Below are 11,840 nucleotides of genomic sequence, written 5' to 3' on the forward strand. Positions count from 1 at the left end.
ATTCGGCTCTAACGAATCACCCATCCCTGCAGGAGCATTGAATGGCCGCCAAGGACACGAATGAGGACCGCAAACCCGACGAGCAGGAACAGGAAATCTCGCTGGACATGAGTCAGGCCCAGGTCAAGAAGATGATCGCCGAGGCCCGCGAGAAAGGTTATATCACCTACGACCAGCTCAATCAGGTTTTGCCGCCCGATCAGGTTAGCTCGGAACAGATCGAAGACGTGATGTCGATGCTGTCCGAGATGGGCATCAACATCATCGAAGATGAAGAGGCCGAGGAAGAAGAGCAGAAAGGCTCGACCGATCTGGTTGCCGCCGATACCAACCGCGAGGTTGCGTTGTCAGGGGCAGGAGCGGAAAAGCTTGATCGGACTGACGACCCAGTGCGCATGTATCTGCGCGAAATGGGATCGGTCGAACTGCTGAGCCGCGAGGGCGAAATTGCCATCGCCAAGCGGATCGAAGCAGGCCGGAACACGATGATTTTGGGGCTGTGCGAAAGCCCGTTGACCTTCCAGGCGATCACCATCTGGCATGACGAATTGTTGTCCGAAGACATTCTGTTGCGTGATGTCATTGATCTGGAAACTACATTCGGCAACCAGTTGAATGAAGAAGGCGATGTCGAAGAGCCTGTGGTGGACACGTCGGCAGTGCAGGCCGCAAAACCTGCCAAGGATACCGGTCCGGAACTGGACGCGGACGGTAACCCCATCGCCAGCGATGATGATGATGACGAAGATGAGCAGGCCAACATGTCCCTTGCTGCAATGGAAGCAGCACTGAAGGATCAGGTTCTGACGACGCTGGAGCGAATTTCGACCGATTTTGCCATGTTGTCGGAAATGCAGGACAGCCGGATTTCGGCGACGCTGAACGAAGACGGCACCTTTAGCGCAAAGGACGAAGAGACCTATCAGAAACTGCGCGCTGAAATCGTTGAACTGGTGAATGGCCTTCATTTGCACAACAACCGCATCGAAGCGTTGATTGACCAGCTTTACGGCATCAATCGCCGTATCATGTCGCTGGACAGCTCGATGGTGAAACTGGCCGATCAGGCCCGCATCAACCGTCGCGAATTCATTGACGCTTATCGTGGGCGTGAACTGGACCCGAACTGGCTGACCGAAATGGCGGAAAAGCCGGGCCGGGGCTGGCAGATGTTCGTAGAGCGCTCGACTGACAAGGTCGAAGAGCTGCGCAATGATATGGCGCAGGTTGGCCAGTATATTGGTCTGGACATCCCCGAATTCCGCCGCATTGTGCAGCAGGTTCAGAAAGGTGAGAAAGAGGCGCGTCAGGCCAAGAAGGAAATGGTCGAGGCGAACCTGCGCCTGGTGATCTCGATCGCCAAAAAGTACACGAACCGCGGTCTGCAATTCCTTGATCTTATTCAGGAAGGTAACATTGGTCTGATGAAGGCGGTGGACAAGTTCGAATACCGCCGCGGCTACAAGTTCTCGACCTATGCGACCTGGTGGATCCGCCAGGCGATCACGCGTTCGATTGCGGATCAGGCCCGGACGATCCGGATTCCGGTCCACATGATCGAGACGATCAACAAGCTGGTTCGCACTGGCCGTCAGATGCTGCACGAAATCGGCCGCGAGCCGACGCCGGAAGAACTGGCTGAAAAGCTGCAAATGCCGCTGGAAAAGGTTCGCAAGGTGATGAAAATCGCCAAGGAACCGATCAGCCTTGAAACACCGATTGGCGATGAAGAAGACAGCCAGTTGGGTGATTTCATCGAGGATAAGAATGCCGTGCTGCCGCTGGACAGTGCCATTCAGGAAAACCTCAAGGAAACCACGACACGGGTTCTGGCCTCGCTCACCCCGCGTGAGGAGCGGGTTCTGCGGATGCGCTTTGGCATCGGCATGAACACCGATCACACGCTGGAAGAGGTCGGTCAGCAATTCAGTGTGACCCGCGAGCGGATTCGTCAGATCGAGGCGAAGGCCCTACGCAAGCTGAAACATCCCAGCAGGTCGCGCAAGTTGCGATCGTTCCTGGATCAATAAAGAAAAAGGCGCCTCAGATTGAGGCGCCTTTTTTCTGGCGACAACGTTCAAATGGCAATCTCTCAAGTAACATTGGCGCGAAATCACAATACCCAAGTTCATGGAACGCCCATATCTACCCTGTCCACTCATGGGACTGGCCGGGGCGAGGTGGTTGTGCTGATGACCCCCGGCCTCAGGTTCGGATGGGGTGCTCCACCCGATTTTTGAATGCGCTGGGGGCTTGACCGGTCCATCTTTTGAATGCGGTCGAAAAGGCCGCTTGATCCGCATAGCCCAAGGAATAGGAAATCTCGGACAGCGGCATGCCGTTGGTGATGAACGTCTGCGCCAAGTCACATCTGAGGTCTTCAATTATTTCACGAAAGCTTGTGCCCTCCTCCTTGAGTCGTCGTGCAAAGGTTCTGGGGCTCATACCCAGATTGGTGGCGACTTCGTCGGCGTGAATGATCTTGCCGGGCAAGGAGCGGGTGATCAGGCCTTCGACCATGGCGCGTGTCTTTTGTTGAGGCGAGCGCCGCTCGGCCAGAATGCGCTCGCCATATTCCAGCAGATGTTCACGCAATCGCGGGTCATAGGTTGGAATGGGCAGAGCCAGCGCGGACAGGGACAGGACAATTTCCATCCTTTCGGCACCAAAGACCACCGGAAATCCGGCGAGTTTCTGAAAGTCGATCGCGTGATCGCCGACGTCGTGCTGGAACCGCATTTCAATAGGGAAGAAATTCACCTGCGCGAGGTTACGCATGCGGGCCAGGGCGGCAAAGAGCAGGAATTCGGTCCGTCGATGGTATCGGGCAAAGCTCGCGTCTTTCCAGTCCGCTTCGAACGCGGCAAAGTTACCGGCGACGCGCAGGCTGAAGGCCACGGCTGGATCGATGATGTCGTGAAACCGAGAGGTGTTTTCCATGACCTGTTTCAAGTCACGTGAGTATTTGCTGATGTAAGCTGTCAGGCTGGATGCGGAAGTGACGTTCAGCCCCGTCCGGGCGCCAAACGTGATGTCTTTGACAGCATCGCAAGCGTAGCGGACGAACAATGCCTCTTTATGGACGTCAAAAACAGCTGTGGGCGGTGCGATATCTTGTTGGCTCAGGCCGCTGCGCTTCAGAACATGTTGAGACGCAGCAGAACTGCCTGTGTGTTTATCCAGAGATTGGATCAACAGGTGAAGACGGCCAATATCAACGTCCATTGCAACAACTCACCCCATTTCAACAATACTTAATCAAAAATGCAGCAGCGAGGCTGTCAGTACCAAGGGTCGTCCATAGCGGTTCAGTTCAAGCATAAGACTTTTTTGTCAGAAATTCGAATGGATTTGTCTGGATTTAGAAAGACCCGGGCTGGCAATTGCACTTATGTTTGCTGCGTTGTCGGGTTAGTACCTTCATGGGGATGAGGTCAGAGCCTTTGAGCCGGTATCAAGCTGGTCCGAGGTTCCCCGACATACCCCCCCCGGAATTTCAATGCGCCCCCTCATGTCGCATTGTGACTTATCGATCCGGGTGACACTCTTTCACCAGTGTGCAGGTGGAAGGCATGAGAAACATGCAGGATAGTTCGAATTCAGGTTTGTTCGACGGGCGGAATCTGATTGTTTTCGACGGCGAGTGTGTTCTGTGCTCGAATTTTTTTCAGTTCATGCTCAGACGGGACCGAACCCGGCAGTTTCAGTTTGCGACTGCGCAATCCCCTTTGGGGCAGGGACTATATCATGAGCTTGGGCTGCCAACACAGAATTTCCAGACCAATTTGGTCATTGTCGAGGGCAAGGTTTATCAGCGGTTGGATGCGTTTGCTGCGGCAATGCGTCGTTTGCCGGGGATGTGGCCTGTGTTGTCCCTTTGCCGGTTTCTGCCCGCTGTTCTGAAGGATCCCCTGTATCGCGCCATTGCTCGCAACAGATACGCGATTTTCGGTCGGGCCGAGGTTTGCTTTACGCCGGATGCGTCTACGCAATCCCGCTTTGCGCCCCAAGGGTATTGAAGGGGATGCCGGACCCATTTCGACAAGCTCTGCCACCTCAGGCCAAGTTGCCGAGCGCGGTTCAGGCGTTGCATAGTACTGAAGGTTGCTACGCCGGGCGATGCCGGATCGAGCGGGGTAATGGACGCTTGGTTGCCGCAGCGCTGTACATGGGTGGGTTCCCTCCAAGCGGTCAAGACGTTCCGGTGCGTGTCAGAATTGCCCGAGACGGGCAGCGCTGGTTCTGGGAACGCGACTTTGACGGGCATAAAACTCTGTCCTGTATGACCTATGATCCACATACTGGCAGTGTGCGCGAACAATTCGGGATGATGAAAGTTTGGTTGCGACCTGTCTTGGCTCAAGACGGAATGAGGGTTGAGATCAGACGTTTGACTGTTTTTGGCATACCGCTTCCTGCTTTCCTTTTGCCTTGCTCTTCCACTGCCGAGTGGCAAGACGAACGTGGTCAATTCAGATTTGATGTTTCTGCCAGCGCGCCGGGGCTGGGGCACTTAATCCGGTATCGGGGGTGGCTCACGCCTGTTCACGCCCAATCGGACAAGGCCTGAAATGATTGTGATCCCCTCTGTGCTGGGAGGGCGGACGAACTAAGGTATTGTGCGTAATCAAAAAGGAAGATGTTAACGATGAAACCGATTTTGACCTGCGCCACGCTCGCCGTTTTTGCATTGGGCATACCTGCGACCGCAGATGCGGCCCGCAATGGTTTCCGGAGCGAGCCGATAAACAGCACTGATTTCGAAGTCATCCCCAGAACTCAACAGTTCACTGACGGATACTGGTGCGCTGCATCAGATTTTGCCCGTCGCAAACTGGGCGCTGACTGGAAGCAACGTATTTATGTTCTGCGCGGCTACGGGCCCAGCGTGACGACCGGACGCAGAACTGCGGTTCAGTTCTCGCTCAAGCAGCCTGCCGGAGGTCCCCCTCCGCAAACGGGCATTGTCACATCCAGCTTTGTTCCGGGGTCCAGCTTGACCGTATCTGCCGCGAACGGCAGATGTAACGTACGACCATTCCGTGATAACTGACAGGCCGACAAGGCGGGGTTGATGCAGGGCGAATTTACGATCCAGACACATGGGCCGGGGCTGTACGAGTTTACCTCTGAAATACGCCGATGGCTGGATCCGATGGCGACGAATGGTGTGTTGACCCTGTTCGTTCGCCACACGTCGTGTTCCTTGTTGATCCAGGAAAACGCCGACCCAGAGGTTCAAACTGACCTGCATGCGTTTTTTGAAAGGCTCGTTCCACCTTCGGATCATCCGTCGATGGCGTATTTGCGGCACACATATGAAGGGCCTGATGACATGCCGGCGCATATCAAGGCGGCTCTTATGCCAGTATCCTTGTCGATCCCTGTGGTGCAAGGACGTCCTGTGCTTGGCACGTGGCAGGGCATCTACCTGTTCGAACACCGTACTGCGCCGCATGCGCGGTCGGTTGCGGCCCACTTTGGTTGACCCTTTATTTAGCGGTGCAAAATTCCGACTACCCAAATCCTAGCGGCTGCCCTATAGTTGTGGATAAGTAAGCCCCAGTGCTTACAAAAAGAGGCCGAACAAAGGACGAGGAGACGGCGGATGCGCTGCCCGTTTTGCGGAAATATCGATACTCAGGTCAAGGATTCCCGTCCGGCAGAGGATCACGCCGCGATCCGCAGGCGGAGGTTCTGTCCTGCCTGTGGGGGTCGGTTCACAACGTATGAACGCGTGCAACTGCGCGATCTGGTTGTGATTAAAACCAACGGCAAACGCGAAGATTTCGACCGGGACAAGCTGGAACGCTCGATCCGCATTTCGATGCAAAAGCGCCCCATTGATCCGGAACGGATTGATCAGATGATTTCGGGCATTGTGCGCCGATTGGAGAGCATGGGCGATACAGATATTCCGTCCAGCAAGATCGGTGAAATCGTCATGGAAGCTCTGGCGCGGATCGATACCGTCGCCTATGTTCGCTTTGCGAGTGTGTACAAGAATTTCCAGGCGGCCGATGACTTCGAGGAGTTTGTCCACGAACTGCGCCCGCCGCAGCCTTCGACGGACGAGTGAGCGACACAGATAAGCGATATATGGCGCTGGCCTTGTCATTGGGTCAGCGCGGACAAGGGACATGCTGGCCCAACCCGTCAGTGGGTTGTGTCCTTGTGCGCAACGGTCGGATCGTAGGCCGAGGCTGGACACAGCCCGGCGGTCGCCCACATGCTGAAACCGAAGCATTGACACAGGCCGGAAGCGCGGCGCACGGAGCCACCGCCTATGTTTCCCTCGAACCCTGCGCGCATCACGGCAAGACACCTCCTTGTGCCGAAGCTCTGATTGCGGCTGGCGTATCGCGTGTTGTCGCGGCCATCGAAGACAGCGATCCGCGCGTGGCAGGGCAGGGCTTTGCAATGCTGCGCGACGCGGGGATCGAAGTGATGACTGGCGTTCTGACTGATCAAGCCGAGCGAGAGCTTGCTGGATTTTTTCTGAAAACCGAACAGGGCCGTCCTTTTGTAACCCTGAAACTGGCCAGCAGCTTTGATGGTCGGATTGCAACCGCTACAGGCCATAGTCAGTGGATTACGGGCCCAAGGGCACGGCGCGCCGTTCATGCAATGCGCGCCCGCCATGACGCGGTTATGGTTGGCGCTGGCACCGCGCGGGCTGATGATCCATCTTTGACCGTGCGGGATCTGGGTATCGAGCATCAACCCGTGCGGGTTGTGGTGTCTCGGCACATGGATTTGCCGCTGATGGGGCAATTGGCGCGCACTGCGTCTGAAACCCCGGTCTGGTTATGCCATGGGCCACACCCGGATGTAGAACGAGCGCGCGCCTGGGAAGGCTTGGGCGCGCGGTTGATCCCTTGCGCCTTGCAGGAACATCACATTGATGCAGCCGATCTGTTGCAACAATTAGGCCATGCCGGTCTGACGCGTGTGTTCTGTGAGGGAGGAGCCGCCCTTGCAGCCTCATTGCTGGCCGAAGATCTGGTGGATGAGCTTGTCGGCTTCACGGCGGGGCTGACCATTGGGGCCGAAGGTCTTTCGGCAGTTGGCACGTTGGGGCTTGAGAGTCTGGATTTCGCCCCCCGTTTCGATCTGATCGGAACACGCGCCGTAGGAGACGATATTCTGCATCGCTGGGGGCGTTCGACGCGCTAGACGAAAGCTTTAGCGCCAAACATGCGCATGAGTCGCCAAAGCACCCTGCAGTTTTGACAAGATGCGGTTCAGCGGGCCTGAGCGGGTCGTAAATCCGCGCGCCAGGCGCTCTGCGGCGACTTCGACGGGGCAGGGGGATCCGGTTACTGGATCCATATAGCGCGGGTAATCGATCAGGGTTGCATGGGCTAACCCCATCAGCGATGGTCGCGCCCCTCGGCGTGCGGGAACTGTGCCCAGATCAGTGGTCAGCCCCCAGCCTGCATAAAATGGCGCGCCTAAGGTTGTTACTTTGACCCCACGCAACAGGGCTTCGAACCCCAACAGAGAGGTCATGGTCCAAACCTCATCAACCTGAGCCAATAAGGCGGCGGGGTCTGTGTCTTTGGCGATCACATCTGCCAGTTTTCCGACCTTAACCTTGCCTTCGCGTAAGTTGCCTTCGACGTCAGGATGGGGTTTGTAGATTAAAACGGCACTGGGATTTGCTTTCCGGACCGCGCGCAGCAGGTCAAGATTTGTGCGAATGTCGCTGGTTCCCAGCAGGATCGAGGCGTCATCCTCAACCTGTCCTGGCACCAAAATTCGATGCCCCTCGGGTAGGGAAGGCGATTTACCCCCGGTATTGTATTTGCTCAGACCGTCGGACAATAGCCGGGCCACCAGACGTTCCGCACGTCGTTCCTGATCGGCGCGCAAGCTTTCACGCGCGCTGATCCACTCTTCCAACCGACTGGGCCGCGTTGGGTCATAGTAAATACCCAAGTCATCCGTCACCAGCGACAAAGGGGGGACAAGGTTAGCGCCCAATCCGCGTGAGCGCAGAAAGCCATCCTCGACCCGGACAGCACCTACGGCATCTCTTGCTTGATTAGCCCATACCATATGCGGCCGGTCAGGCGTCGGGGGCATAGCGGGTTTGAACTGAACTTTTTGATGCTGACCAAACATCTGCTGTAGATGCTTGCGCTTCCAAAGTCGCATGCCCGACGCAGTCCAGCCTTTTCGATCCTGTCGCCACGCACGGGTTTGAGCCTCGAGCGTGTCGATAACCGTTTCCAGTTCGCACAGCTGATCCCTGTAGGGATCGTACCATGTTGGATAAAGCAGCATTGCCGCTGCAAACAACTGGGCGCGGGTCAGATTGCGCTGTCGGCGCGGAATGGGATTTTCGTCTCGCGTCAATCCCCACCCGGCGTAAAAGGGTTGTCCGAAGACGCGCGGTTTGTGTCCGGCGAGAATAGCCTCGAACCCCAATTGCGATGACAGGGTATAAACGCCGACTGCCCCCTCAAGCAGAGGCCAGGGACTGATCGGATCGCGCAGGATCGACACGCGGTCTGTCAGGTCCTGATCCGTGAAATGCCCGCTTCGATGACCGGCGAGTGTTTCCGGGTGTGCTTTGATCACAACGCGCATGCCTGGATTTTCTTCCTGCGCGATGACCAGCATTTCGCGGAACCGGGCGGTGTCCCCCTCGCTTGCTGTGACAGCGGCGTCACCTTGCGTTTGATCGACGACAAGAACATAGCCGGGGTCTGGTGGCGAAATCTCCAGGTCAAAGGCCGAATACTTGCTTAGGTTTAGCTCTTTCAGGCGCTCAATAGAACCGCGCGCCCGGTCCAGAAGCGTGGTGTCATCCAGTGGATGCGTGGTGATGAGGGTTTCAAGGTCCGATGGTGCAGCTGGGTCGAAATGCAAGCCGGATCGGTCCAGCAACAGACCGAGAGGGGCCTCACCGCTGCGACCCGGGTGCAGAGATCTGAGAAAGGCGTCCTCGACCCGTAAGACTTCCGTTTGGCGCTTGTGGGCAATGCGCAGGCCACGATGGGCGGTCGGGCTGTTGCCCCACACACCTACAAAGTCTTCTGACTGAGGCAGACCCAGCCGAATATCAAACCCGGCCAGGGACAGAATGCGCCGAATGCGTTTGTTTGCCAGAAATCCGCCGTTATAGACGAACAGCCGGGTGCGCTCAGCCCCGGCTGCGGTGTCCTGAACCGGCACCATGCATCAGTTACCGGTCAGGGTGGCAACGTTAGCAATTGGGGTCAAACCACCGGCGATAAGCGAGATCGATTTGCTCCACTGTGCATAGGGCGCTTCGGTCACGTAGATCGTGTCATCGTCGCGGATGACAAAATCACGCGCGATGAACAGGCCGTTGGGCGCGGTCAGGTTCAGCAGATAGATCATGCGCTGCTCTCCCTGCAAGTCGGCTCGGCCCATGACATTGCGGGCTACGTCCTGTCGTTCTTCGCGCAGGATAAAGATCCCGGTAGGGTCCGAGGACAGAGTCAGCAAGCCGCCAACCTGTGCCAGCGCTTCCAGCGCTGACAGATCCTGACTGTCAAAGGCAACACGTGATTGGCCGCCAGTTGCGCCAAGCGCGATATAGGACCGGCTGTCTTCTTCCACCAGAATGCGGTCACCGCCACGCAGGGCCACATCCAGTTTGGGGTTGCGGAACAAATCCTCGTACCAAACAGTGCCTTTTTGGTCGCCGCGGATCAGAGTTACCAGCGCGATATCCGAGGCAACGGAAACGCCACCCGCCTGAGAAAGCATACCCAGCAACGAACGGGTGGGTCGTTCGATCGGATACACACCGGGCGTCAAAACAGTGCCGGTCAGTGAAACAGTCGATCCGTCCCCTGCCACCCGACGCACTTCAACCTGAGGGTCCGGTGTCTGGTCCTGCAGCTTGTTCGTAATGAGCACACGCAATTGCTCCGGCGTGTTTCCTGCGGCCCGCATTCGACCGGCGTAAGGCACAAAGATGAACCCTTCACTATCGACCTGAACTTCATTCAATGCGGTCGCCAACCCTGTTTCACCGGACAGAAGGCCATCATCAACGTTTTCCCAGATCGTCAGACCGAGGACATCACCGGGGCGAACAGTATCTGCCGTCAGGTTCTGCGCGCTGCGAAAGGAAGAGGAAAACCCGAATTGTGGAACGGCAGAGGTCGCTTTGGTCACGCGGTCATCGACCTCGACCACAAAGGCATTACCGCCGTTTTCAACCGAACCAGAGAGAATTTCGGTTTTGTTCGGGCCGGATTTTGGGAGTTGGCACGCGGCCAGCAGGCCTATTGCGGCCACAAGGGAAACCCCCCGTATCCAACGGATTGGAAAGCACTTCACTGCCGAATATCCTCAATCGTCTTTGTTTTGGGAAGGCTACCCGTTTGAAACCTCAACTTCCAGCGCCGGATAGCCCGGGTCACTCAACGATTTTCAACTGTGGCGTCAGTGCCTCGTTGCCCTTCAGGACAGCCTGATAGGGGTCGTTGGCCCTCAGAATCATGTCTGTGGCACGTCGCAGCAATTGTCGCCGGCCTCGGCGGGAATAGAACCCACCAGGCACTTGGCTGGTTTCCAGAAGAAATCGGCGATAACAGCGGTAGGCGTTCCTGTTGGGAGTGTTTGGATTTGCGAAAAACGCATCAATGGGTTGTTGAGAGACGAATTCGGGTTTGTCATAAACTGACCGACCAAAAATACGTAACGGGATGCCGCGCCACAGAACTTGCTGACCCGCTGTCGAATTGACCGTCACAGCCGAGTTTGCATCGTTCAGCAGTTTCGCCAATTTGCCGCCGGGCACATAATGCACCCGGTCTGCGATACCATGATCCCGTGACATGTCCCGGACACGGCGGCGCAGAGGCTCGCGATGGTTTTCCAGCGGGTGTTCCTTGATAACCAGTCGATGATGTGTCGGAGCACCTTTTGCGAAACCCGCGATAACCTGTTCCAGAAATTCGCTCATGCATGCATAGTCGGAATGCGATTGCACCGAACTGTCATGGCCTAGCTGCAACAGGACGAGGTGATACGGGAATGCACCGAAGCGGACCCGGGCTGTTGCCCAACCGCGTTGCAGGCGATGAAACGGCATCAGGGCCAGTCGCTTGAAATACAATCTGAATTCTCGCGATACCGACAATTCTCGATGTGGTTTGAAATTGCGGTAACGACCGTTTGAGAACAGGACAAACCAGTGGTAGAGCGCGCCGTAGAAAATATGTTGTCGCATATCCCCCCAATGAGACGGCGGTGGAGGCGTCTGTGTATCCGATTGAACCAGCGCCTGCTGCATCTGCTCAACGTCCAGAGACATCAACCGAGAGTTGCCGTTTGATCCACCCCGTTCGTAGGTCACCCACCAAGGGCGCAAGTATCCTTCTTCGAACACGTGCACCGTCACGCCCCGGGATCTGGCAATCTCAACGGCTCGGGCATGGATCGGGCGGGTGTCCCCATAAAGCACAATATCAGTAACACCCTTGCCTACGATCAAATCAATCAGGGTGTCTGGCCATAGGTCAAGCGTATCGCGATAGGGAATGTAGCTGGTCCGATCGAACCAGAACGCCTGATCGCCCGCATTGAAACCCACGCGCCAGATTTGTGCTCCGGAGGCGCGCAACATACGGCCCAACGCACTGAAGAACGGCCCATGCGGCCCCTGCAAAAACAGGAATACACGGTCTTTGTTGCCTGAGAGCGCCTGGGTCATCTGTGCTGCTTTATTCGTATTTATTGTCAAAACTATGCCCGTTCGGGTCATTCCCGGCAAGGTGGGGCTTGCCGGGGCGGGCTCTTGGGCTTACCTCCGCTTAGGTATTCAGGTGCAGATTAGGAACTGAGGGTTAACG

The 11,840-nt window shown here is 56.5% G+C and carries 11 protein-coding genes; 7 read left to right on the top strand and 4 right to left on the bottom strand.

Annotation, left to right across the window (positions count from 1 at the left end):
* Nucleotides 1–41 precede the first annotated feature (41 nt).
* A complete protein-coding gene (gene rpoD, locus HW561_RS03130; protein WP_176861750.1) occupies nt 42–2,030 on the top strand; it encodes an RNA polymerase sigma factor RpoD in 1,989 nt (662 codons plus the stop codon).
* Between the two features lie 175 nt (nt 2,031–2,205).
* Here rpoD and HW561_RS03135 read toward each other — a convergent pair whose 3' ends face one another.
* Nucleotides 2,206–3,225, bottom strand: a complete 1,020-nt coding sequence (locus HW561_RS03135) for a helix-turn-helix domain-containing protein (protein WP_176861751.1) — start codon at nt 3,223–3,225, stop codon at nt 2,206–2,208.
* Nucleotides 3,226–3,572: 347 nt separating this feature from the next.
* Between HW561_RS03135 and HW561_RS03140 the strand changes: the two genes are divergently transcribed.
* From HW561_RS03140 to ribD, 6 genes are all read left to right on the top strand, one after another.
* A complete protein-coding gene (locus tag HW561_RS03140) occupies nt 3,573–4,019 on the top strand; it encodes a thiol-disulfide oxidoreductase DCC family protein (RefSeq protein ID WP_235962761.1) in 447 nt (148 codons plus the stop codon).
* 5 nt (nt 4,020–4,024) lie between these two features.
* A complete protein-coding gene (locus HW561_RS03145) occupies nt 4,025–4,570 on the top strand; it encodes a DUF4166 domain-containing protein (RefSeq protein ID WP_176861752.1) in 546 nt (181 codons plus the stop codon).
* Nucleotides 4,571–4,648: 78 nt separating this feature from the next.
* Nucleotides 4,649–5,053 carry a hypothetical protein gene (locus tag HW561_RS03150; RefSeq protein ID WP_176861753.1) on the top strand — a complete coding sequence of 135 codons (405 nt, stop codon included), beginning with the start codon at nt 4,649–4,651 and terminating at the stop codon, nt 5,051–5,053.
* A 21-nt stretch (nt 5,054–5,074) separates the two neighbouring features.
* Nucleotides 5,075–5,488, top strand: coding sequence for a secondary thiamine-phosphate synthase enzyme YjbQ (locus HW561_RS03155; RefSeq protein WP_176861754.1), 414 nt, complete (start codon nt 5,075–5,077; stop codon nt 5,486–5,488).
* A gap of 120 nt (nt 5,489–5,608) precedes the next feature.
* Nucleotides 5,609–6,079 (top strand): transcriptional regulator NrdR, encoded by a 471-nt coding sequence (gene nrdR, locus HW561_RS03160; RefSeq protein WP_176861755.1) that lies wholly within the window; start codon nt 5,609–5,611, stop codon nt 6,077–6,079.
* On the top strand, nt 6,076–7,176 hold the full coding sequence (gene ribD, locus HW561_RS03165) for a bifunctional diaminohydroxyphosphoribosylaminopyrimidine deaminase/5-amino-6-(5-phosphoribosylamino)uracil reductase RibD (RefSeq protein WP_328803237.1): 1,101 nt from the start codon (nt 6,076–6,078) through the stop codon (nt 7,174–7,176). Before nrdR ends, ribD begins: the two co-directional genes overlap by 4 nt.
* Nucleotides 7,177–7,185: 9 nt before the next feature.
* Here the strand turns inward: ribD and HW561_RS03170 are convergent, their stop codons facing one another.
* The 3 genes from HW561_RS03170 to HW561_RS03180 all read right to left on the bottom strand — a co-directional run bounded on the left by HW561_RS03170 (nt 7,186) and on the right by HW561_RS03180 (nt 11,701).
* Entirely contained in the window at nt 7,186–9,186 is a 2,001-nt protein-coding gene (locus HW561_RS03170) for a capsular polysaccharide biosynthesis protein (protein ID WP_176861756.1), read from the bottom strand.
* Nucleotides 9,187–9,189: 3 nt separating this feature from the next.
* A complete protein-coding gene (locus HW561_RS03175) occupies nt 9,190–10,323 on the bottom strand; it encodes a polysaccharide biosynthesis/export family protein (RefSeq protein ID WP_176861757.1) in 1,134 nt (377 codons plus the stop codon).
* A 79-nt stretch (nt 10,324–10,402) separates the two neighbouring features.
* Complete coding sequence (locus HW561_RS03180) at nt 10,403–11,701, bottom strand: capsule biosynthesis protein (RefSeq protein ID WP_176861758.1); 1,299 nt, start codon at nt 11,699–11,701, stop codon at nt 10,403–10,405.
* Nucleotides 11,702–11,840 lie beyond the last annotated feature (139 nt).

This window comes from Ruegeria haliotis, assembly GCF_013377785.1.
Lineage (GTDB): Bacteria > Pseudomonadota > Alphaproteobacteria > Rhodobacterales > Rhodobacteraceae > Ruegeria > Ruegeria haliotis.

Coding starts and splice junctions, on each gene's coding strand:
- HW561_RS03180 (WP_176861758.1), bottom strand. CDS start 11,701: ATGACCCAGGCGCTCTCAGGCAACAAAGACCGTGTATTCCTGTTTTTG.
- HW561_RS03155 (WP_176861754.1), top strand. CDS start 5,075: ATGCAGGGCGAATTTACGATCCAGACACATGGGCCGGGGCTGTACGAG.
- HW561_RS03140 (WP_235962761.1), top strand. CDS start 3,573: ATGAGAAACATGCAGGATAGTTCGAATTCAGGTTTGTTCGACGGGCGG.
- HW561_RS03170 (WP_176861756.1), bottom strand. CDS start 9,186: ATGGTGCCGGTTCAGGACACCGCAGCCGGGGCTGAGCGCACCCGGCTG.
- HW561_RS03150 (WP_176861753.1), top strand. CDS start 4,649: ATGAAACCGATTTTGACCTGCGCCACGCTCGCCGTTTTTGCATTGGGC.
- rpoD (WP_176861750.1), top strand. CDS start 42: ATGGCCGCCAAGGACACGAATGAGGACCGCAAACCCGACGAGCAGGAA.
- nrdR (WP_176861755.1), top strand. CDS start 5,609: ATGCGCTGCCCGTTTTGCGGAAATATCGATACTCAGGTCAAGGATTCC.
- HW561_RS03145 (WP_176861752.1), top strand. CDS start 4,025: ATGCCGGACCCATTTCGACAAGCTCTGCCACCTCAGGCCAAGTTGCCG.
- HW561_RS03135 (WP_176861751.1), bottom strand. CDS start 3,225: ATGGACGTTGATATTGGCCGTCTTCACCTGTTGATCCAATCTCTGGAT.